Source organism: Rubricoccus marinus (assembly GCF_002257665.1).
GTDB classification, from domain to species: domain Bacteria; phylum Bacteroidota; class Rhodothermia; order Rhodothermales; family Rubricoccaceae; genus Rubricoccus; species Rubricoccus marinus.
This window is the reverse complement of record NZ_MQWB01000001.1, coordinates 448,463-470,796: the sequence shown is the minus strand read 5'-3', so window position 1 is coordinate 470,796 and position 22,334 is coordinate 448,463. Positions and strand designations below refer to the sequence as shown.

The 22,334-nt window shown below is 70.5% G+C and carries 16 protein-coding genes; 8 read left to right on the top strand and 8 right to left on the bottom strand.

Annotation, left to right across the window (positions count from 1 at the left end; all coding sequences use genetic code 11):
• Positions 1–91: 91 nt before the first annotated feature.
• The 3 genes from BSZ36_RS01790 to BSZ36_RS01780 all read right to left on the bottom strand — a co-directional run bounded on the left by BSZ36_RS01790 (position 92) and on the right by BSZ36_RS01780 (position 6,601).
• Entirely contained in the window at positions 92–1,804 is a 1,713-nt protein-coding gene (locus BSZ36_RS01790) for a Mur ligase family protein (RefSeq protein ID WP_094545450.1), read from the bottom strand.
• 93 nt (positions 1,805–1,897) lie between these two features.
• A complete protein-coding gene (gene cphA, locus BSZ36_RS01785) occupies positions 1,898–4,804 on the bottom strand; it encodes a cyanophycin synthetase (protein WP_094545449.1) in 2,907 nt (968 codons plus the stop codon).
• Positions 4,805–4,993: 189 nt separating this feature from the next.
• On the bottom strand, positions 4,994–6,601 hold the full coding sequence (locus tag BSZ36_RS01780; RefSeq protein ID WP_094545448.1) for a YncE family protein: 1,608 nt from the start codon (positions 6,599–6,601) through the stop codon (positions 4,994–4,996).
• Positions 6,602–6,856: 255 nt separating this feature from the next.
• Here BSZ36_RS01780 and BSZ36_RS01775 point away from each other — a divergent pair, with 255 nt between their 5' ends.
• Positions 6,857–7,594 carry a DUF429 domain-containing protein gene (locus BSZ36_RS01775; RefSeq protein WP_094545447.1) on the top strand — a complete coding sequence of 246 codons (738 nt, stop codon included), beginning with the start codon at positions 6,857–6,859 and terminating at the stop codon, positions 7,592–7,594.
• Positions 7,595–7,611: 17 nt separating this feature from the next.
• Here BSZ36_RS01775 and BSZ36_RS01770 read toward each other — a convergent pair whose 3' ends face one another.
• The gene (locus tag BSZ36_RS01770) at positions 7,612–8,160 is read right to left on the bottom strand and encodes a GNAT family N-acetyltransferase (RefSeq protein WP_094551095.1); all 549 of its coding nucleotides are present in this window, start codon (positions 8,158–8,160) and stop codon (positions 7,612–7,614) included.
• Between the two features lie 179 nt (positions 8,161–8,339).
• Between BSZ36_RS01770 and BSZ36_RS01765 the strand changes: the two genes are divergently transcribed.
• Positions 8,340–9,062: a YqjF family protein gene (locus BSZ36_RS01765; RefSeq protein WP_094545446.1), complete on the top strand. Its 723-nt coding sequence runs from the start codon at positions 8,340–8,342 to the stop codon at positions 9,060–9,062.
• A gap of 64 nt (positions 9,063–9,126) precedes the next feature.
• On the opposite strand, the gene BSZ36_RS01760 is transcribed toward BSZ36_RS01765, so the two are convergent.
• Complete coding sequence (locus BSZ36_RS01760) at positions 9,127–10,233, bottom strand: hypothetical protein (RefSeq protein WP_094545445.1); 1,107 nt, start codon at positions 10,231–10,233, stop codon at positions 9,127–9,129.
• Between the two features lie 186 nt (positions 10,234–10,419).
• Here BSZ36_RS01760 and BSZ36_RS01755 point away from each other — a divergent pair, with 186 nt between their 5' ends.
• Together BSZ36_RS01755 and BSZ36_RS01750 are read left to right on the top strand one after the other, a co-directional pair.
• Positions 10,420–10,806, top strand: coding sequence for a hypothetical protein (locus BSZ36_RS01755; RefSeq protein ID WP_094545444.1), 387 nt, complete (start codon positions 10,420–10,422; stop codon positions 10,804–10,806).
• A 105-nt stretch (positions 10,807–10,911) separates the two neighbouring features.
• On the top strand, positions 10,912–12,612 hold the full coding sequence (locus tag BSZ36_RS01750) for an FAD-dependent oxidoreductase (RefSeq protein WP_094545443.1): 1,701 nt from the start codon (positions 10,912–10,914) through the stop codon (positions 12,610–12,612).
• Positions 12,613–12,618: 6 nt separating this feature from the next.
• Here the strand turns inward: BSZ36_RS01750 and BSZ36_RS01745 are convergent, their stop codons facing one another.
• From BSZ36_RS01745 to BSZ36_RS01735, 3 genes are all read right to left on the bottom strand, one after another.
• Positions 12,619–13,413 carry a DUF3667 domain-containing protein gene (locus BSZ36_RS01745; RefSeq protein WP_094545442.1) on the bottom strand — a complete coding sequence of 265 codons (795 nt, stop codon included), beginning with the start codon at positions 13,411–13,413 and terminating at the stop codon, positions 12,619–12,621.
• A gap of 102 nt (positions 13,414–13,515) precedes the next feature.
• On the bottom strand, positions 13,516–15,108 hold the full coding sequence (locus BSZ36_RS01740) for a trypsin-like peptidase domain-containing protein (RefSeq protein ID WP_094545441.1): 1,593 nt from the start codon (positions 15,106–15,108) through the stop codon (positions 13,516–13,518).
• A gap of 397 nt (positions 15,109–15,505) precedes the next feature.
• Positions 15,506–16,906 carry a class II fumarate hydratase gene (locus BSZ36_RS01735; RefSeq protein WP_094545440.1) on the bottom strand — a complete coding sequence of 467 codons (1,401 nt, stop codon included), beginning with the start codon at positions 16,904–16,906 and terminating at the stop codon, positions 15,506–15,508.
• A 154-nt stretch (positions 16,907–17,060) separates the two neighbouring features.
• Here BSZ36_RS01735 and panC point away from each other — a divergent pair, with 154 nt between their 5' ends.
• From panC to BSZ36_RS01715, 4 genes are read left to right on the top strand one after another with little or no spacing between them, the layout of a single operon-like run.
• Positions 17,061–17,966, top strand: a complete 906-nt coding sequence (gene panC / locus BSZ36_RS01730; RefSeq protein ID WP_094545439.1) for a pantoate--beta-alanine ligase — start codon at positions 17,061–17,063, stop codon at positions 17,964–17,966.
• Between the two features lie 53 nt (positions 17,967–18,019).
• A complete protein-coding gene (gene panD / locus BSZ36_RS01725) occupies positions 18,020–18,490 on the top strand; it encodes an aspartate 1-decarboxylase (RefSeq protein WP_094545438.1) in 471 nt (156 codons plus the stop codon).
• Positions 18,487–18,876: a hypothetical protein gene (locus BSZ36_RS01720; protein WP_094545437.1), complete on the top strand. Its 390-nt coding sequence runs from the start codon at positions 18,487–18,489 to the stop codon at positions 18,874–18,876. Before panD ends, BSZ36_RS01720 begins: the two co-directional genes overlap by 4 nt.
• Positions 18,877–18,935: 59 nt before the next feature.
• The gene (locus BSZ36_RS01715) at positions 18,936–22,292 is read left to right on the top strand and encodes an exodeoxyribonuclease V subunit gamma (protein ID WP_094545436.1); all 3,357 of its coding nucleotides are present in this window, start codon (positions 18,936–18,938) and stop codon (positions 22,290–22,292) included.
• Positions 22,293–22,334: the final 42 nt, after the last annotated feature.

Here is a 22,334-nt window from a genome sequence, read left to right as displayed (position 1 = left end):
GCCTGGCCTCTCGCGAGCCCCGTTGCCACCTGGCAGCGGGGCTCGTTCGTGTGCGGCGTGAGCAGGCGCCGAGACGCGCGTCGCCAGAGGCTCAGGCGGGCACGCCTCCGGCCTCGCGGATGGCCCGGATCGCCTCCTCGCGCCGCGCGAGCACCATCAGCATCAGCACGTCGCCGGGCTCGGCCCACGCGAGGGCCTGCCGCACGCCAGAGGCCGGGTCCGGCGCCTCCTGAATGGCCTCTGGCGAGACGCCGAGGCCCAGCAGCGTGTCGCGCTGGAGCGCTGGGATCTCGCCCGGCTCGCGTCCGCGGAGGTAGTCCGGCATGTCGGCCACGACGTACTGCGCGGCGTCGAGCGCGTGCAGCGTGTGGGCGATGGCGCGGATCTCGCGGTCGGAGCGGTCGCCCGCGTGGCTCATCTGCACGAGTCGGCGCGTGGCCGGCAGCGCCTGCACGGTCTCCACGAGGGCACGGAGCCCATGGGCATTGTGCGCGAAGTCGATCCACGCCGTCGCGCCGTTGACGCGGAAGACGTTGCCGCGTCCGGGGTTGGTCTCCACGTCGCTCGCGAAGTCGCCCAGGCCTCTGGCGATGTGCTCGTCCGCGATGCCGAGCGCGTGCGAGAGGCCCGTCGCCGTGAGCGCGTTGCGCACGTTGTACTTCGCCGCGCCGCCGCGGGCGGCGGGGATCTCGGTCACCTCTACGACCCGGGTCCAGCCGCCAGAGGCGCCTCGGCGCACGACCCACCCGCCCACGACCGAGACCGCGGGGCCCTCGGGCAACGCCTCTGGCGTCATGCCGGTCCAGACGATGTGCGCGCCGCGCTGCGCCAGAGGCCCGGCCAGGCGCTGCCCCTCGCGGCGGCAGTGCGCGTCGTCCCAGTTGGTGACGAGCGCGCCGCCCTCGCCGAGCGCCTTGGCGACGACGAATTTCACCTCCGCGAGTTGCGGGACCGTGTCGATGCCGTAGTCGCCGAGGTGGTCCTCGTCCACGTTGTTGACCGCTACCGCGCTCGCGTTCGGGAGGCCCAGCCCGCGCCGCAGGATGCCGCCTCTGGCGACCTCCAACACGCCGACTTCGACGCGCCGGTCGCGCAGGGCGGTCCGCGCCCCACCCGGGCCTGAGTAGTCGCCGCGCTCCACCATCTCGCTGCCGACCACGACGCCGTCCGTGCTCGTCATGCCGGGCACGGCGCCAGAGGCCCGTACCACCGCGCCGACCATCCGCGCGGTCGTGGACTTGCCGTTGGTCCCCGTGATGATGCACGTCGGGATGCCGCGCACGGCGTCCCAGCTGATGGCCTCTGGCGAAGGAAGCGCCGTGACGGGCCACGTCTGGCTGCCTGCGCCGAGCCCAACCGAGGCCTCGTCGTCGTCCCAAAGGAACGGGACGCCTCGGGGGCCAGAGGCCTGTTCGAGCGCGAGGAGCGCTGGGTTCTGCTCGTCGCGGACGCTGGCGATCAGGTCGCCGGTCGGGTGCATCTGGCCTGTCCCCTCCAGCGCCGCCGCGGCGTCACCGCCGAGCGTTGCCACCGCGGCGCCGACGGCGGTCTCGTTGATCTCGGTCGCGGCGTAGAGCGCGTCGGTCGGCGCCGCGAAGGCGAGCGAGGCGCCGCCGCTGTAGATCCGAACGGCGGTGTGGGGCGCAGGCCAGCCCACGGCGCGGCACAGCGCGCGGAGGTGCGTTTCCCAGGCGTCCGCCAGAGGCCGCGCCTGGGCGTCCTCGCAGGCGACTTCGGCGATGGCGCCGGGGCCGTCGAGGAGGAGGCTGGGGCCGGTAAGCCGGCGGGTGTCGGTCAGTTTCATGGGGTCCGGGTACGGGGCACCGAGTACGCCTCTGGCGGAGTGACGGAGCGACCCGCACCTCGTACCGCGTACCCTGCACCTGCGCCAGAGGCGCTAGTCAGCCTCCTCGTCGAGAACGATCCGCACGCCGCGCTCGTCGCGCACGAGGCGCTGGCCGTCGGGGAGGTCCACCGCGTCCATGTCGGCGTCGCGCCGGGTGATGGGGCCCTTGGCGGGCTTGGCGGAGGCCGTCGCAGGTGCGGCGATCATGCCGCCCGAGGCCTCTGGCGCGAGCATCGGGGCCGTGACGGGCGTCGGCGGCGCCGTTTCGTCCTCGCCGTCGCCCGAAGCCTGCCCGAAGTAGATGATCTGTTTCCACGAGCGGCTGATGTCGTCCCCGAAGATGAGGATGAGGTCGTTCTCCTCGCCAGAGGCGAGCGCGTGTTCGATGGCCTCCTGCTCGTCCACGACGATGTCGACCGCCTCTGGCGCCACGCCGGCGTCGAGGAGCGCTTTCTGGAGCATGAGCGGGACCTCGCGCTCGTCGCGCCCGCGGGGGTTGTCGTCGCGCTTGCAGACGTAGTGGTCGAAGTGCCCGGCCGCGATCGTCGCGATCTCGCGGATGTCCTCGTCCCGGCGGTCGCCAGGGGCTGCGAGGACCAGGCGGCGCTTGCCGCGCACGTCCAGCTTGCCCGCCAGCTCCACCATCATGCCGACGGCGTCCGGGTTGTGGGCGTAGTCCAGAATGACCTTGAACGGGTGCTCGTCGAACACGTTGAGCCGGCCCGGCGCCTCGTAGTAGGAGGTGGAGAAGGTCCGGAGGCCGTGGCGGATGTGGTCGAGGTTGATCTTCTCCATCGCGTTCTCGCCCAGCGCGTAGGCCATCCCGGCGGCGAACATCGCGTTCTGTACGTTGTGCGTCGCTTTGCCTTCCATCGTGGCCGGGATGAGGTGCGTCCAGAGAAGAGGGATGTGCCTCCCGCCGTCGTAGATCGTGATCATGTCCCCGTTCATGCCCGGCTCCAGAACGACCGCGCGTCCCCCGGCGCGGACGTGCTCGCGCACGATGGCGTGCTGCGGGTCCATCGTGACGTAGCAGATGCTCTCGGCGCGGCTGTCGGCCGCCATCGCGAGGCAGCGCTCGTCGTCGGCGTTGAGCACGGCGCAGTCCTTCGCCACGTCGATGGGGATCTTCTTGATCTCCGCGAGCTGGTCCAGCGTGTCGATGCCCCGAATCCCGAGGTGGTCGGCGCGGACGTTGAGGCAGGCGGCCACGTCGCACTCGTTGAACGCGAGGCCGGAGCGCACCATGCCGCCTCTGGCGGTTTCGAGGATCGCGCAGTCCACGTCCGGGTCACGGAGCACCATGTTGGAGCTCGTCGGACCGGTCATGTCGCCCTTGACGCTCATGCGGCCGTTGATGTACACACCGTCGCTGGTGGTCATGCCCGGCGTGTAGCCCGCCATCTGCGCGATGTGCGCGAGCATCCGCGTCGTGGTCGTCTTGCCGTTGGTGCCGGTGATTGCCGCGATGGGGATCCGCGCGGGCGTGCCGGGCGGGAAGAGCAGGTCGATGACCGGCTCGGCGACGTTGCGCGGCGTGCCCTCACTCGGCGCCACGTGCATGCGGAAGCCGGGCGCGGCGTTGCACTCCACGATGCCGCCGCCGATGTCGCGCCAGCTTTTGGTGATGTCGGTCGAGAGGAAGTCCACGCCGCCCACGTCGAGCCCGATGGCCTTGATGGCGCGCTCGGCCATGTCGCGGTTGTCCGGGTGCACCACGTCGGTCAAGTCGATGGCCGTGCCGCCGGTGGAGAGGTTCGCCGTTTCGCGCAGGAACAGCGTCTCGCCAGAGGCGAGCACGGTCTCTTTCGTCACGCCGCGCTTTTCCATGAGGCGCTCGGCCTGCTCGTCGAACTGGAGTTGCGTCAGCACCTTTTCGTGGCCCACGCCGCGGCGCGGGTCGGCGTTGACGATCTCGACGAGTTCCTCAATCGTGTGCGTGCCGTCGCCCACGACGTGCCCCGGCACGCGCTTGGCCACGGCGATGAGCTTGCCGCCCACGACGAGCATCCGGTGGTCGAAGCCCTCCACGAAGCTCTCCACGAGGACGCCGCGGCTGGTCCCGTGCTCGCTCGCGACGTGGAAGCCGGTCTCGACGGCCTCTGGCGTCATCAGCCGGATGCTCACGCCGCGCCCGTGGTTGGCGTTGAGCGGCTTGACGACGACGGGGTAGCCGGTTTTCTCAGCGGCGCGGATGGCGTCGCGGACCGAGTAGCAGAGCGTCTGCTTGGGAACGGGCAGGCCGAGGTCGCCCAGGAGCGAGTGCGTCTCGTCCTTGTCGCTGGCCAGCTCGACCGAGATGTGCTTCGTCTCGCTCGTGACCGTCGCCTGGATGCGCTTCTGGTACTTGCCGTGGCCGAACTGGACCAGGCTGTACTTGTTGAGGCGCAGCCACGGGATGCCACGGGCCACCGCCGCGTCCACGATGGACTGCGTGCTGGGGCCGAACTCGCGGCGTTGCGCGAAGCGGATAAAGTCGTCGCGCTCCTCGTCCCAGTCCCAGTCCTCCTTTTCCTCGTCGATCTCGGCTTGCACCTCTGGCGGTAGGAGTTGCAAGATCAGGCGCCGCGCCAGCTTCCCCGCCTCCAGCCCCACCTCGCGCTGGTGGTAGGAGTAAACCATGTCGTAGCACCCCGGCTCCCCCCTCCGGCTACGCGTCTTGCCAAACGTCACGTCGCTCCCCGCGATCCCCTGGAGTTCCAGCGCGACGTGCTCCCACACGTGGCCGAGCCACGTCCCCTCGTCCTCGGTCATGCGCCGGATAAAGCCTCCGGGCTCGCGGTACGAGCACCCGTGCTCCTGAAGCCCTGGCAAAGCCTCCACCAGCCGCGCAGGAAAGTCGCCGAGCGTGCCCGTCGGGTAGTTCTCCAGCGGGCCCAGGTCGATGACGTGGCGGATCACGGGGAACCGCGCGTAAACGTTGGGACCGACGTAGACGTTGGTGGAGAGAATCCGCATGACGAGGCGTAGGAGATGGGGCCTGGAAGGTGCCCACGCCAGAGGCCACGTGCAAGGGGTCCGCCGGCAGGGAGTGGCCGGCGGCGGAAATCGGGCGCGGCCTCTGGCGGTCACCCGAGGCCGAGGACCACGGGGGCGCTCCGCTCGAGGCCGGGCGGCCGCTCCGGTCGCCAGAGGCCTCTGGCGCCGCTAGTGGTTGTCGTGGTTCATCCCGCCATGATCCATTCCGCCGTGATCCATCGTCTTCTCGGGGAGCGAGACGGGCTCCAGCCCGGACGGGTACGCGCCGAGTTGCACCACGCCGACCAGTTCGCCCATGGGCGTGAACGCGGCCACGTTGCCAAAGGCGCGCGCGCTCGCAGGCTGACCATCGGCGCCGTGGAAGAGGTACGGCGGCGTCCAGTTGCCGGTGAGGTTGGAGGAGGTCACGAAAAAGCGGGAGCCGTCCGGGCCGGGAGCCGGGCTGTGAGGCTGCGAAAGCGCCGCGTTGCGGACGGTCGCGGCAGGCTGGCGGGTGTCGGCGGTGAGGATGGAGACGGTGTTGCCGCGCTGGTCGGGGATGAGCAGCATCGTGCCGTCGTGGTTGGCGTGGGCGTGGTACGGACCGTCGCCGGCCGGGGCGGTGCCGTCCATCGTGAGCGTGCCGTCCTCAGCGAGCGTGAAGAAGAGGACCTCGTTGGTAGAGCGGCTGGTGAGCGTGACCGTGTAGGGATAGCTCGCCATGCTGTGGCCGGAATGACCGCCGCCGTGACCGCCCATGTGGTGCGCGCCGAGAATGCTGAAGTGGATGAACTCGCGCGGGCGGTCGTCGGTCGGGATCGTGACGAGGGTGATGTCCTCCGTGCGCGTGTCATACACGAGCGCGCGGCTGGCGTCTGCCTGGCCCGAAAGCTCGGCAGTAATGACGTAGCGGCCGTCTGGCGTGGCGGAAAGCGCGTGGGGCACGGCGAACGGCGTCGCGACGCTCTCCATCTCCATCGTCTCGCGGTTCAGGATGCCGAAGCCGTTTGCGCGCGGGTCCGAGAGCGTCGAGCGGCCGACGTAGATGCGGTCGCTGGAGGGGTCCAGCGTCATCATGCCCGGCGTAACAAAGCTGTTGTCGGTGCGGCCAAGGAGAAACGCGGGGTCCGAGGGATCCACCGAAAGGTCCAGCGAGACCTTGGCGACGACGCCGGCCGAGACGAGCGAGACGTAGGCCGCGCTGCCGTCGGGCTCGAAGACGAAGTGGTGCGGGCCGTAGGGCGTGCTCGGGATGCCGTGGTCGTCGAAGTACACACGCCGGACGAGCCGGAGCGTTTCGGCGTCCAGAATGGCGAGGCTGTTCTGCCCCTGCTCGCCCGCGAAGAGGAGGTGCTGCGCGTCCATAAACGGGATGTGCCCGTCGGAGCCTCTGGCGCCGGCCTCGATCCAGCGCTCGAGGTAGCGGAGCTCGTCGGGCTCCAGGTCGCGGAGGTTGGGGAACGGGATCTCGGCGGTCTCGGGGAGGTCGCGGACGAACCGGAGCATCAGGCTCCCGGCCGCATCGAACGGCACGACAAACCCGCTCGGGCCGGCCATGACGACGCTTTCGAGGTCGTAGGCGGCGGGGCCGCTGGCGCCAGAGGCTGCCAGCACGTCGCGAGAGGCGAGGAGTGGCCGGACGTAGCGCTCGTAGTCCAGCGATTGGAGCGCGTCGTAGTCGATGTCGGCGGAGGGCGCGGCGCCCGGCGTGGCGGGAGCGGAGGGCGCCGGGGCGCTGCCGCTACATCCGGCAAGGACGAAGGCGAGCGCGGGGACGAGGAAGAGGCGGGGGTTCAACAGAGCAGGAGAGGTCAGGTCCGAGAGCGGAAACGATCAGGAGGGGTCCGGGTTGCCCGGGCGCCCTCGAAGATCGGCTGCGCGCCGTTCCGGCGCCCCGCTTCCGACACGGCGGCCTCTGGCGCCGCCACCCCGCGCCCCGCTACGTGGCGGCGCTCGGCGTAGACCCCTCGGCTCCTGCGGACTCCACCGCTTCTCGCGCGTACACGCCTCTGGCGCCCCAAGCGCCGCCCTTCCCAAACCGCCCTTCCTGCTATGCTCCTCGTCGGCCTCGACTGCGCGACGCAGCCCAAGAACACCGGCCTCGCCCGCGCCACGCTGGACGGCGGCCACCTTACCGTTCACGAGGCGCGCACCGGCCGAAGTGCGGAGGACATCGTCGGCACCCTCGCCACCTGGCTCGCGGCCGCGCCAGAGGCCGTCTTTGCGCTCGACGCGCCGCTGGGCTGGCCTCTGGCGATGGGTACGGTCCTCGCGGCGCACCAAGCGGGCGGGTCTCTGGCGCCAGAGGCGGACCAGATGTTCAATCGCGAGACCGACCGCGTCGTGCGGAAGATGCTGGGCAAAAAGCCGCTGGAGGTCGGCGCCGACAGGATCGCGCGGACGGCGCTCTCGGCGCTCGGCGTCCTGAACGCCGTCGGCGCCCGCATGCCCGTCGAGATGGGGTGGACGCCCGGGGTCGTCGCCTCGCGTCAGGCGCTGGAGGTGTACCCCGCCGCCACGCTCCTCGCCAGAGGCCTGCCGACGCGCGGCTACAAAGCCGCTGGCGCGCGCGACCTCCGCGCCGACCTCGTGGACGCGCTCGACGCCGAGATCGAGCCCGAGGCCCGGACGGCCGCGCTCGTCACCGACCACGCGCTCGACGCCATCCTGTGCTGCGTTGCCGCGGCGGACTACGCCTCTGGCGACGTGCTCACGCCAGAGGCCGCCGGCGTGGCGCCCGAGCGGGCGCGGCGTGAGGGCTGGATCTGGTTCCAGAAGCCCGGCCCCTGAGCCGCTGGCGCCAGAGGCTATTTCCCCGCGAGCGTCAACGCTTCATCCACGGGCTGGTAGCGCTCGCCGTAGAACTCCTCGTCGCGCCACGTGTGGATGTGCTCGTAGGTGGCCTTCATGTGACGGTACACGTCGTCCTCGGTCGTGGTCTCGTCCGGCGCCCAGTAGAGGATTTCCAGCTCGTTGACCTCGCCGGTGGCGAGGGAGCGACGGCGGTACGAGAGGCGCTTGGCGTGGTGGAACCCCTCGCGGGCGTAGAACCGCTGGCGCTTGACCGTATCGGTGTCGTCGTAGTCGGTGGGCTCCACTTCCAGGAGGATCGTCTTGCCCTTCGCCTTGAGCCGGTCGAGCAGCTTGGCGCCCAGGCCCTGGCCTCTGGCGGAGGCCTTGACGAGGAGGTAGTCCACGAACACGAACTCCTCGCCTTCGACATAGAGCAGCACGTGGTGCTCGTCGCGGTCCACGTGGTAGACGTGACCGCGCTCACGGAGCAGCGCCTCGATGTGAGGGCGCGACTTCATCTCCTCGATGGGGAAATAGGTGTTGAGGGCGTCGTACCAGTGCATGGGCTGCGAGTCAGGAGTCGTCATAGGTACAGCATACCGGCCGCCGCCGCTGGCGTTGTGCGGCTCGCGCGAGCCCTCGGTGAACGCTCCCCGAAGCTCGCCCGGGAATCCGGCCGCCCGTGCGCCGCGCCTCGCGCCAGAGGCCTCTGGCGTATCGTGACGCGCCTGCCTCTTGCGCCATGTCCCGCCCGTTCCTCACCGCCCGCTGGGAGAGCCTGCTGCTGCTCAACTACGCCGTCCCGCCAGAGGCGCTCTTGCCGCGCGTCCCGGCCGGGACCGCGCTTGACCTCTGGCGCGGCGAGGCGCTCGTAAGCGTGGTCGGCTTCATGATGCGTGACACGCGCGTGCTGGGCGTGCCGGTCCCGTTCCACCGCACGTTCGAGGAGGTCAACCTCCGCTTTTACGTGACCCGAACGACGCCAGAGGGCGAGGTGCGCCGCGCGGTCGTGTTCGTGCGCGAGCTGGTGCCCAAGCGCGCCATCGCCACCGTCGCGCGCGTCGCGTACAACGAGCCCTACTCCGCCGTCCCGATGTCGCACGCCATCGCGCTCACGCCAGAGGCGGGCGGCTCGGTGACGTACGGCTGGCGCGACGGCGGCCGGGAGTTCGCGCTACGCGGCGTGGCCTCTGGCGCGGCGGCGCAGAGCGAGCCGGGGACCGAGTCCGAGTTCATCACCGAGCACTACTGGGGCTACACGCGCCAGCGCGATGGCGGCACGCTGGAATACCAGGTGGAGCACCCCAAATGGGACACGTGGGCGCTGGACGAGGCCACGCTCACGGGCGACACGTCGGCGCTCTACGGGCCGGAGTTCGCGGGCGTCCTGGCCGGGCCGCCGCGCTCGGCGTTTCTCGCCGTCGGCAGCGAGGTGGCCGTTCACAAAGGGCGGCGCATCGCCTAGCGCCAGAGGCCTCTGGCGCCCTCGCGGGGTCAGGCGCGCCAGAGGTGGAGGCTCTCGCCAGAGGCTAGCGGCCGAACACGGCCTCGCGCATGACCGGGTTGGCCGCGACCGCGAGGCCCAGCGAGACGATGAGCCCGATGGTCGCGTAGAGCACGTCGCGCCCGGCGAGGCGGAGGCCCTGCTGGAACGAGCGGTCGGAGCGCGTGAGAAGCGTGATGGCGAGCTCGCGGCCTGCCAGAAGCCCGATGAATACCCACGTCGTGGACATGGGGATGCTGGAGACCTCCTTGAAACCGAACAGGATGACGGCGTAGACGATGTCCACCAGCGTCGCCGCGCGGATGTCGACGACCGAGGACTTCTCGCTCACGATGCGCTGGATGCGGTCGCCGCGGAGGTAGAACAGCACGCCGAGCCCGAAAAAGACCGTCCCTGCGAAGGCGGCGAGCTCCCAGAGCCCGAGCTGGCGCGGGAGGTACACCGCGAGGTTCGCCATGTCCTGTTGCACCCAGCTCACCCACAGCACGCCCGTCGAGAGCCACTGCGCGGGGCCCCACCACCGCGAGGCCGGGGCGTGAGCGGCGCGGGCCACCCATCGGGCCGTGAGGCCAAACGCTAGCGCGCCGAAGAGGAAGGCGATGCCGTATCCGTAGAGGCTCTTTTCCAGCACCTCGGCCACGCCCTCGGGGTCCGTCGCGAAGCACGAGAGGATGAGGAACGTCGTCGAGACCGGCATCCGCAGCCGCGTCAGGATCAGCAGGAAGACCGGCGCGGCCACCTGCAAAAACGAGAACTGCGTCGGCGCCTCGGCGAAACCCTTGGAGGCGAGGCGCCCGAACGACACGTCGCCAGAGGCGGAGATCCAGCCGTACGTCACCGTCGCGAGGAAGACGCCGCCGATGAACAGCCACAGCACCCACCACCGCTGCTTCTCGTTGGAGACGATAAACGTGCCGACGGTCTGGATGGAGTCGTTGGCGACGGTGGAATAGGCCGCGAGCGCGAACCCAATCCATCGCGCGACGTCCGGCACGCCCGCAAAGGCGCCCGCGAGGAAAAACGCGAGGCCGACAAGGAGGAGGAACTGCCGCTCGTTCCGGGCGACCCGGAGAAGCGTGTCGCGCCGGGAGAGGTCGGCGGTGGCGAGCGAACGCTCGACGGATGTGGACAATCGCGTGGCCCGTGAGGGCGCTGGATCGGCCGCAAACGCCGCGGGTTTCCGCCGGTTGTGCGCGGCGGTGTTAAATGATTGCGTCCAACCGCCGGCGCCTCCCCTGACTGCGGCCTCTGGCGCCAGAAGCCGCTCGCGCGCGGAACGCGGGGCGTCGGCTATCCTCCGGCGTCTTCCCCCGGCACCATGCGTATTCCCGCCCTACGTATCCCCCCTCTCGCGTTTCTCCTCGCCCTCGCCTCTGGCGCGGGTGCCCAGACGCCCGCCGAAGCCCTTGTCGGCGCGTGGACCGTGGACCTCCGGCCGTCGCCAGAGGCCGCCTACTACGCCGTCCCGTTCGTGGTGGAGGCTGCGACGGACAGCACGATGGAGGCCACGTTCTACGGCTCGCCCGTCCGGGAGGCCGTGCTGAACGGCGCGTGGGGCGAGGTCCGCTTCGCCTTCGTCACGTCCGATGGCGGCACCACGTACCACACGACCGGGATCCTCCACGACGGCTGGCTGGAGGGCACCACGCACGCCATCGAGCGCGGCTTCCTCTCCTACTGGACCGCCACCCGCGACGCCGACTGACAGGGCGCCTTGGGCCGGCGCCCTTTCCAGCCCCGCCTCTGGCGCCAGAGGCCCGGATCCGCGCCCGGCGAGGCGGGTACAGCCCTCCCCTCTCCCCCGCCCGTCATGCCTGCCGATTTCGTCCGCGTCGCCTCCGTCTCCGACCTCGCCGATGGCGAGATGAAGCAGGTCGAGGCCGGCGGCACCGCCGTTCTCCTCTCGCGCGTGGACGGCGGCTTCCACGCCTGCACGGCGCACTGTCCCCACTACGGCGCGCCTCTGGCGACGGGCGTGCTCACCGGCACGACGGTCGTGTGCCCGTGGCACCACGCCGCCTTCGACGTGTGCAGCGGCGCGCTGGACCAGCCACCAGCGCTGGATGCGCTCCGCACCTTCGAGGTCAAGCTGGACGGCGATGACGTCTTTGTGCGCGTCCCGGACGACGCCGACCAGCACGGCAAAGGCATCGACTACCGCGAGAGCGACGGCCGCGAGCCCGACTCCGTCGAGACGGAGCCGTCGCTACGCGAGGGCGCGGCCTCTGGCGGGCAGACCGTCCTCATCATCGGCGGCGGAGCCGCGGGGCAGGCGGCGGCCGAAGAGTTGCGGAGGCAGGACTACGCCGGGCGCCTCGTGATGGTGACGCCCGAGACGCGCGCGCCGTACGACCGCACCAAGCTCTCCAAAGGCTTCCTGGGTGGAGGCGCCGGACCGGAGTCGCTCCCCCTCCGTGACGGCGGTTTCTACGAGCGCCTCGGCATCGAGGTCTGGACCGACCGCACGATCACGGGCATCAACACGGACACGCGGGAAGCGAGCTTTGAAGAGGGCGAGCCTCTGGCGTACAGCGCGTGCCTGATCTGCACCGGTGGTACACCGCGGCGCCTCCCCATCGACGGCGCGGACCTGGAAGGCGTCCACGTGCTCCGATCGTGGGAAGACGCCAACAGCATCGTCGAGGCGGCCTCTGGCGCCAAGCGGGCCGTCGTGATCGGCACGTCGTTTATCGGCATGGAAGCCGCGGCGGCGCTGACCGAGCGCGGCGTCGAGGTCGCACTCGTGGGGCGCGACAGCGTGCCGTTCGAGGGCGTCCTTGGCGAAGACCTCGGCCGCACGTTCCAGAACGCGGCCGAGGCCAAGGGCGCCACGTTCCACCTCGGCGCCGACGTGGAGCGCATCGAAACCACCTTCGGCGGCGACGAGCACGGAGCCGGCGCCAGAGGCCTCGGTGTCGTCCTCGCCTCTGGCGAGCGCGTTGACGGCGACCTCGTCGTCCTTGGCGTCGGCGTGACGCCCGCGACGGAGTTCCTGAGTGGGCACGGCGAGTTCTACGGGGAGCACGGCGCGCTGCTTGCCGCGAGCACGCTCGCCCTCGCGCCCGGCCTCTACGCCGCTGGCGACGTCGTGGAGTACCCCGAGGTGCGGCTTGGCCGCCGCGTCCGCATCGAGCACTGGCGCCTCGCGCAGCAGCACGGCCGCCACGCCGCGCAGAACATCGCGCGGGCGCTCGTCTCTGGCGCCGACTCGCCCGAGGATTCCGGCGAGCCGTTCACCGATGTCCCCTTTTTCTGGACCGGCCAGTGGGGCATCAGCCTCCGCTACGTCGGCCACGCCGATGATTGGGACGAGGCCGTTGTGGACGGCGACCTCGCGGGCAAGGACGCCGCGGTCTATTACCTCCAAGACGGCCGCGCCCACGCCGCCGCGTTTGTCGGCCGCGATAAAGCCGCTGCCGCGTTCGAGTGGCTCCTCGCCGAGCACGGCGCGCCAGAGGCCAGCGCCGTCCGCGAGGGCTTCGACCCGCAAGAGGCCCTCGCCAGAGGCTGACGCTCCTTACAGCCTCTGAAGAGCGACGATGAGCAGACTCACTCCCGCGATGTAGGTCAGGAGGCCGAGCACTAGGACCGTTGTGCCTCCCGCGAGTCCCGCCCACCACGTCTGGCCGAACGCTCGGCCCAGGCTCCACACGTACAGCGCTGCTGCGGACGTGAGAAGCAGTGTCTCAATCGCGTATCCGACGGTGGCGGGCGCAAACTGATACGCGGTGTTTCCCAGAACCATCACGAGCCCGAGCCCCAGCACGAACACGCCCAGGAAGTAAAGGTGCGCTACGGCGTGCTCCGCAAGCGTCCGGCGCGCGCGGCGGAAAACGGTCCGGCTCCAAAGCGTCATCACGGGTACCAGGCCCGCGAGGCCGACAACCCAGAACCGCTGGAGCCGGTCCACGAGCGTCGCGTGGTCCACGATCTCGGCGCCTGTCGTTCGGCCCGAGTTGAATCCATCGGCGAGTGAGCCGATGAACTCGGGCGCGAGGCCGAGCGCGAAGACGGCAACCTGCACGAGAGTCACAGCCACAAGAAAGAACCGACCCGGCCCCGCATACGGAACGGTCCGCCCGCGCCAGTAATCCGTCGCCACCTCGGCCGGCCGACGCACGAGGTCCACCACTGTCCGCCCGAACCCTCTGTCGAGCGACGTGAGATGCTGAAGCGCCTCTCGCGCCACGCTCCCGAGCGTGAGGCGGTGCGCGCGTTCCTTCTGGCCACAGGCCGAGCAGTACGGACCACTTCGGACCGCTCCGCAGGAGACGCACGGGGCGGGGGACGCGGTCAGAATGGGCTCCGTCATGCACCCAAATTATCGGCCTCTGGCGCCAGAGGCCAGATACAGAACGCCCCCGCAGGCCTCGGCTTGCGGGGGCGTTTTTCAAGGGCGCCAGAGGCGCCGGGCTCAGCCAGGCTTGGTCAGCGCGGTGAGCGTGCTCGCGGACTGGCCGCCGCCGAAGCGCTGCACGCGCACGAGGAACGTCTCGCCTGGGGGAACGCTCGCGAGGGCCGCCTCGAAGTCCTCGCGGTTGGCGACCGGCTTCCTGTTCACTTCCGTGATAACCATGCCACGCACGATGCCGGCGTCCCGGAACGCCTCGCTGTTGCGCTCCACGTCCGTCACCACCACGCCTTCCACGGCGTCCGCGTCGATGCGGTAGCGCTGGAGGACGGCGCGCGTCGGGTTCTGGATCGTCAGGCCGAGCGCCTCCATGGACGCGGGCTCCTCCTCCGGCATTGCGGGCGCCGACGGGGCCTCTGGCGCGGTGCCGCCGAGGTTCTCGGGGCGCACGCCGAGGCGGACGGTCACGGTTTCTTCCTTCCCGCCGCGGTTGATGGTCAGGTCCACGCGGTCGCCGGGGCGCTTGTTCGCGATCAGCGAGACGATCTGGCGGCTGTCGATCAGCGCCACGCCGTCAACGGCTGTGATGAGGTCATCGGTACGGATGCCCGCCTCCTTGGCGGGTTCGCGCCCCTGACCGTCTGGAGAGGTGTTCGCCACGCGAGCCGCGCCCGGGCCGGCTCCATACGCGCGGCGGAGGCTGGGCGTCGCGGCCTCGAACGAGATGCCGAGGAAGCCGCGCTCCACCTCACCGCTTTCGATGAGTTGCTCGGCGGTGTTGCGCACGATGTCGACCGGGATCGCGAACGAGATGCCGTTAAAGGTGCCCGTCCGCGTCGCGATGGCGCTGTTGATGCCTACGATCTCGCCGCGGAGGTTGACGAGCGGTCCGCCGGAGTTGCCCGGGTTGACCGCCGCGTCGGTCTGGATGTAGTTCGAGATCGAGTTGTTGCCGCCCTGGTAACGGCCGAGGCTGGAGATGATGCCGCTCGTCACCGTGTTGGAGAGGTTCTCATCCAGCGGGCTGCCGATTGCGAGCACCCACTGACCGACGCGCACTTCGTCGCTTTCGCCAAACGGGATGGTCGGGAAGTCGTCGCCTTCCACTTTGATGACGGCGAGGTCCGAGAACGGGTCCGTGCCGACGATTTCGGCCCGCAGCTCGCGCCCGTCGAACAGGTGCACCACGAGTTCGCTCGCGTTCTCGACGACGTGGTTGTTGGTCACGATGTACCCGTCGTCGCGGATAAAGGCGCCGGAACCCAGCCCGCTCCGCGCGAACGGCTCGCGCTCTACGTCGGGCGCGGCGTCTGGGCTCATGCCAGGCGGCCGCTGAAAGAAGAAGTCGAGCGGGTTGCCGCCCGCCATCGGGTCATCGCTCCGGTCGATGAGTTGCGTCGCGCGGATCTGGACAACGGCGGGGTTGACACGCTCGGCGACCTGGGTAAACGCGCGGCCGAGGTCCTCGGCCGTGGCGATGGCCTCGGTCTGCTCCACGCGCTGCGCGATGCTGCCGGGCAGCAAGTCGGTGAGGCCGAGCAGGTTGGCCGCGGAGGCCACGAAGAAGATGCCGCCCAAGAACGCGGCGGCGACGAGGAGCCCGGTCGCCAGCTTCCGCCGGGCCGGACGTGGTTCGTTGATGGGATCGGTATGCATCGGTGTGTCGAGAAAGCGGTCGTGCGTGGGACGCCAGAGGCCCTACGCGGTTGCAGTCGTGGGCCGTTCCAACGGCGCGCCTCTGGCGTTTCGTGCGGGTGCGCGCAAGACCGTCGGCCTCTGGCGTGGGGCGTGAACGCCTTTGCCCGCCAGAGGTCCGGCCGTCGCGTTATCTCGTTCCGGCATTCACGTTGCGCCGGAAGCGGACGCACAAAAAAACGGGGCGCCCGTTCTGGGCGCCCCGCACCGGCTGTGGCTCACACACAAGCCCAACTCGGAGGTAGCGACGGGGTAACGAAGCGTGCATGCGCTTCGTGTCCCCCTCGTCGATTTTTAGGGGTTCCGCCTACACGGCCCCGGCGCTCCGCGTGTTTTGGGGCGCCAGAGGCCTCTGGCGCTACGCGTCGCGTCCGGGGATGCCGGGCTCGGTCATGCCGCGCACGTCCAAAATCTCGTCGATGCGATCCTCGGGGATGAGGCCCATCTCCAGGACCACGTCGCGGACCGAGCGCTTCTCGGCGGCGGCCTTTTTGGCCACCTTGCTCGCCTTGTCGTAGCCGATCTCGTCGTTGAGGGCGGTCGCGATGCTGGGGTTCTTGAGCAGCAGGTCGCGCGCGCGGTCGCGGTCGGCGGTGATGCCGTCCAGGCAGCGCGTGCGGAAGGCGTCGCAGGCGCCGGCGAGCGAGCCGATGGACTCCAGCATGGCGTGCGCCATGACGGGCATCATCACGTTGAGCTCGAAGTTGCCGTGCTGGCCTCCGACGGTGATCGTGGTCGCGTTGCCCATCACCCTCGCGCAGACCATCATCATGGCCTCGCTCATCACCGGGTTGACCTTGCCGGGCATGATGGAGGAGCCGGGCTGGATGGCGGGAAGCTGGATCTCCGAAAGGCCGCTCGTCGGCCCGGAGGAGAGGTGCCGGATGTCGTTGGCGATCTTCATCAGGCTAACGGCCAGCGTGTTGAGCGCGCCGGCCGCGGCCACGTATCCGTCCTTGGCCGCTTGCGCCTCGAAGTGGTTCTCGGCCTCGCGGAACGCGATCCCGGTCATGGCGCTGATCTCTTTGATGGCCGCTTCGGGGAACGCCAGAGGCCGGTTGATGCCCGTGCCCGTCGCCGTGCCGCCAAGCGCTAGCTCGGCCAACTCCTCGCTCGCCGCCTCGACGCGCGCGATGCCCTTACGGACTTGTGCGGCGTAGCCGCCGAACTCCTGGCCCAGCCGGACCGGCGTGGCGTCCATGAGGTGCGTGCGGCCGGACTTTACCACGTCATCGAACTCGTCGGCCTTGGCCTCCAGCGAGGTCGCCAGCTTCTCCAGCGCGGGCAGAAGCTCCTCGTGCATCGCGACGCGCGCCGCGACGTGCATGGCGGTCGGGATGACGTCGTTGGAGGACTGCCCCATGTTGACGTCGTCGTTGGGGTGCACGCTCTCGCCAGAGGCCTCTTGCGCGACGCGCGCGATGACCTCGTTGGCGTTCATGTTCGTGCTGGTCCCCGAGCCTGTCTGGAAGATGTCGAGCGGGAACTGCGCGTCGAGCTCGCCACTGCGGACCTTTTCGGCGGCGTCGGCGATGGCCTGGCCTCTGGCGCCGTCCATCAGGTCCAGGCTCACGTTCGCGCGGGCCGCAGCGGCCTTGACGGTCCCGACGGCCTGGATAAAGCGGCGCGGGAAGCGGATGCCCGAGATGGGGAAGTTGTCGACGGCGCGCTGCGTCTGGGCGCCGTAGAGGGCGTCGGCGGGGACGCGCACGTCGCCGAGGGAGTCGGTTTCGATTCTAGTTCCGGGTTCCGAGTTCATAGTTCCGAGTTGTGGTAGGCAAGAAAGGGCAACGCTTCCGGGTCGACTTCCTCAAACTCGGAACTCGGAACCCGGAACTCGGAACGTACTTGGCCCGCCGGTTGCCGGTTCGGAGAACTCCCGCGAACTTGCGCGGCCCTCCCACGCCCAGATTTTGGACACGATCACCACCGTCGCCGCGATGCAGGCGGAAGCCGATGCCGCGCGCTGCGACGGCCGGCGCCTCGCCCTCATCCCCACCATGGGCGCGCTGCACGACGGCCACCTCGCGCTCGTCCGCCACGCCCGCGAACAGGTCGGCCCCGAGGGGCACGTGACCGTCAGCATCTTCGTCAACCCGACGCAGTTCGGCCCCGGCGAGGACTTCGACGCCTACCCCCGCACGCTCGACGCCGACCGCGAGGCGCTGCTCGCCTCTGGCGCAGGCGTCGACGCCGTCTTCGCGCCAGAGGCCCGCGAGATGTACCCCTTCGGCTTGCCGCCTCTGGCGACCGTCCAGGTGGCGGAGATGGGCTGGTACCTGTGCGGCGCGAGCCGCCCGGGGCACTTCGACGGCGTCACCTCGGTCGTGACGCGGCTCTACCTCGCGTGCCGGCCGCACCTCGCCGTTTTCGGCCAGAAGGATGCGCAGCAGCTCGCCATCCTGCGCCGCATGACGCGCGAGCTGGGCTTCGGCATCGAGGTCGTGGGGCATCCCATCGTGCGCGAGGAAGACGGCCTCGCGCTGTCCTCGCGCAACCGCTATCTCTCGCCAGAGGAGCGCAGGCAGGCCACGGTCCTCTCGCGCGCGCTCTTCGCCGCCAGCCACGCTGCCGGACAGGGCGAGCGCTCCGCCGACGTGCTCCGCAGCGCCATGCGCGAGCAGATCGCGCTCGCGCCCCAGGCCCGGATCGACTATGCGGAGATCGTGGATGCCGACACGCTCCTACCCGCAGACACGCTGAACCCGCAAGGGGCCTCTGGCGGGCGGTACCTTGCCGCTGTCGCCGCGTTCGTCGGCGAGACCCGACTCATCGATAACGTCACGCTCCGCGTGGGGGACTCGGGACGTGGGGACTAGGGACTTTTGCATTTCCCCAGCCCCCAGAACCCAGTCCCCATTCCCTCCCAGCCATGACCGTCACGCTCTTCAAGGGGAAGCTCCACCGCCTCACCGTCACCGAGGCCGACCTCTACTACGAGGGCTCCGTCACGCTCGACCGCGAGCTGATGGAGATGGCGAACATCCTGCCGTACGAGCGGGTGCAGATCGTCAACGTCAACAACGGCGCGCGCCTGGAGACCTACACCATCCCCGCCGAGAAGGGCACGCGCACGTGCTGCCTTAATGGGCCCGCCGCTCGGCTCTGCGCCCCCGGCGACGTGGTGATTGTGATGGCCTACGCCGACATGACGCCAGAGGAGGCCGAAACGCACCAACCGCGCGTGGTCCTCGTGGACCGTGACAATAACCCGGTGCAGACGTTCGACCTCGACGGCGCCTCGGTCAGCAACCCGAACATGCCCGCCGTGACGGACGCGATCGACGTGACCAACATGGACCACAGCGTTTGGGCCCCCTCCTGGCGCGGCGGCCGGAAGTGATCTCTCGCGATTACCTGCTGCGCCAGATCCAGCAGGCGATCCAGGTCCTCGCGCAGGTGCTTCTCCAGAAGCAAGACGGCGATCCCGCCGGCGCCTACGCGGCCCTCGCCGAAGGCATCGAAGCCGTCACCGGCGTGACCCTCGAGCGCCTCCGCCAGAGGCCTCTGGCGGACATCCTCGACGCCGCGAGCGACGAGGGCACCTTCTCCCCCGAAAAGGCCGCGGCGCTGGCGCAACTCCTGGCCGAAGACGACGCCCCCGCAAGCCGCGTCCGCGCGCGGTGGCTGTACGAAGCCGTCCTGGCCTCTGGCGGCCCCGTCCCGCTGGACATCCGCGAACGCATTGCGGCCTTGCCCGCACATGAGCCGGGCACGCGGGGGGCGTGACAGACGCTCGTCATAACGGGCGGCCGTAGATTCGCGAGCACAAAAAACCACCCTAGTCTGTGCCCAACCCGGGGCTCCACGTCCTCACCGCGCCGCGCCTCGAACCGCTCCTGACCCGCCTCGCGGAGACGATGCGCCAGAGGCCGCTGGCGCCGTTCCAGCGCGAGACCATCCTCGTGGCGCAGAACCAGGCGCTCCGCACGTGGGTGGAGAACGAGCTGGCGCGCGAGCTGGGCTGCGCGGCGTCCATCGAGATGCGCTCGCCGCGCGAGGTGGTCACGAGCCTGATGCGCCAGCTCGTGCCGGAGTCCATGCCGCCAGAGGGCGAGCGCGGCCACCCGTTCGAGGTGGACGGCCTGACGTGGCGCATCCTCGGCGTGCTGGAAGACCTGCCCGCCTCTGGCGGCACGTATGACCGCGTACGGGCCTACCTGGAGCGCGCTGCCGACGAGGGCGAGGAAGGCTCGGGCACGATGGCGCTCGCGAGCCGCCTCGCGCAGCTCTACGACGACTACCAGCTTTACCGCACGGACTGCCTCGCCGCGTGGGCCTCTGGCGCGACCGTCGCCCACGGCTGGGAGGACGAGCCGTGGCAGGCCCACCTCTGGTGCCACCTGCTCCAGAGCGCTCCCAGCAACCGCGAGGGGCGGGTCATGGACCGCGCCACTTCGACGCTGCGCCTGCTCGACGTGCTCGGCCAGTCCGACGAGGTCCGCGAGACGCTGGCGCGCGTGAGCCTGTTCGGCACGACCGTCGTGCCGCCGCTGTTCTGGCGCGCGCTCCACGCGCTCGGCCGCCACGTGCCCGTCACGGCCTACGCCGCCGTCGCCGCACCTCTGGCGCCAGAGGCCGAACGCCGAACGCCAGAGGCGATGCAGCGCCACCCGCTTCTGCGCGACCTCGGCGGCCGCACCCGCGACTGGGTCGCGGTGATGCGCGACGTAGCGGGCCACAAGTGGGAGCCCGAGCCGTGCGAGTCAGATGCCCCCCCCTCCGCGCCAGAGGCCTCTGGTGATCCCCTGTGCGCGCTCCACGCCCTCCAGGCCGCGCTCGTCGCCGACACGCCGCCCGCCGCGCCAGTGACGTGCCCGGAGGACGACCGCTCCATCCGCATCCACGAGTGCCACTCACCGCTGCGCGAGCTGGAAGTCCTGCGCGACGAGATCCTCGACGCCTTCGACACGCTGGGTGACCTCCGCCCCGGCGAGATCGGCGTGCTCGTGCCGGACATGACGACCTACGCGCCGCTCATCGACGCCGTCTTTGGCTCGGAAAAGGTGGCGGGCGTGCGCGTCCCGTATCACATCGCGGACCCGCCGTTCTCGCCAGAGGCCCGCGTGCTCGACGCCTTCGCGCGCGTTCTCGCGCTCGACTCCGGGCGGGCGACGGCGTCGGACCTGATCGGCCTGTTGGATGTGCCGGTGATCCGTCGCGCGGCGCGCATCCACGAAAGCGAACTGGGCACGCTCTTGGACTGGGTGCGCGAGGCGCGCGTCCACTGGGGCCGCGACGCCGCGCACAAGGCGGGCTATGGCCTGCCCGAGGACGACGTGCACACGTGGCGCTTCGGCCTCGACCGCCTGCTCGTCGGCTATGCCATCGGCCGCGAAGACGAGGTGGTGATGGGCCGCCTGCCCGTCGCCGAAGCGGGGCTGGACGGCGCCGACCTGCTCGGCCGCTTCGCCGAGTGGGCGACGGCACTGTTCGACGCGCTCGCGCACCTGCGCCAGAGGCGGCCTCTGGCGTCGTGGCGCGAGGACCTCCTCCTGTTCGTGGACGGCGTGTTCATGCCGCGCGAAGAGGCAGAGTTGGGCGCACTCGTCGCGCTACGGACCGCCATCGACCGGCTGGTGGCGCTGGACGAGCCCGAGACCGTCGTGACGGCCTCGACGGTCCGCGGCCACCTGCAGAGCGCGCTGTCCGGCATCGACCGGCGCGAGCCGCACCTGACCGGCAAGGTGACGTTCGGCTCGCCTCTGGCGCTGCGGCACGTGCCGTTCCGCGTGCTCGCGGTTGTCGGCCTGGGCGACGGCTTCCCGGGGACCGACGCGCGGCCCGCCTTCGACCTCCTCGGCCACGAGCGCCGCGCGGGCGATCCCGACCTGCACGCCGACGACCGCCTGAGCTTCCTCGCGGCGGTCCTCGCCGCGCGCCAGAGGCTCGTTCTGAGCCGCGTGGCCCGCTCGCACATGGACAACGCCGAGCGCGCCGCCTCGGTCGCGCTCGACGCGTTCCGCGACGCGTGCCGCAAGACGTTTGGCGCCGAGGCCTCTGGCGCCTTCGTGATCGCGCACCCGCTCCAGCCGTCGAGCCCCGGCTACGTCTCGCGCCAGAGGCCAGAGCTGTTCACGTTCGCCGAGCAGCACGTTCTCCCGCAGCCCGAGCCCGGCGCGCCCGAGGGACTCCGCTTTTTCGAGGCACCCGCGCCCGACCTGGAGTTCGTGCTCCCGGAGGAGACGCACGAGACGACCGCGGCGGCGCTCGCCCGGGCGTGGTCCAACCCATGCCGCGCGCACACGGACGCGCTCGGCCTGGACCTCCGCCTGGAAGACGCCGCGCTCGCGGACGACGAGCCGGTCGAACTCGACGGCCTCGCCTTCCACGGCGTCAAGCGCGATGTCCTGGACGGCGACCTGCTGGGACGCGACGCCCCCACCATCGCGGACCGCCTGCAACGCTCCGGCCAGCTTCCGCCCGGCGACTTGGCCGACGTGTACGTCGGCCGCGCGATGCGCGCCGTCGGCGACGTGGCCGATCACGTCCGCTCGCACGGCGAGACTGAGAAGCGAGCGCTGCACGTCGCCTGCCCCGAGGGCCGCTGGCGCGTGGACGCCTCGGTGGACTACGCGCCAGAGGCCGGCGCTCTCCGCTGGCGCCCCGGCAAGCTCCGCGGGACGGACCTCCTTTTCGCCTGGGCCGATCACCTCGCGCTCTGCGCCGACGAGACCGTAGACGGCGTGCGCCGGACGGTCGTCCACGGGACCGACGCGAGCGCGGCCTTCGGGCCTCTGGCGGAGGATGAGGCGCGGGCGCTGCTGCAGTTCCTGATCCGCGGCGCCATCGCGTTCCAGCACGTGCCGCCGCCTCTTTTCGCGCGCGCCTCCTACGACCACGCCCGGCAGCGCCGCGGCTCGTGGGAGCACGACTTCCGCCGCAAGATCCTCGCGCAAGAGGCCTGGAAGCCCATGCGCATGGGCCGCTCCGTCGCGCTGGACACGCCAGAGCAGTTCGCCGTCCTCAAGCCCGATGTCCGCAAGGCGTTCGACGGCCAGTACGAGACGTTCTGCGACATCACCGACCCCGCCGTCGCGCTCTGCTACCGCCGCCGCGCCCCGCTCGACACCATGACGGCGTCGTTCGACCGCTGGTCGCGCCTCCTCTGGGGGCCGGTCTTTTCCGCGATGGAGGATGAGTAGGGGGTTCCGAGTAGGCTTCGCCGGCCTTACAGCTCCCGGTTC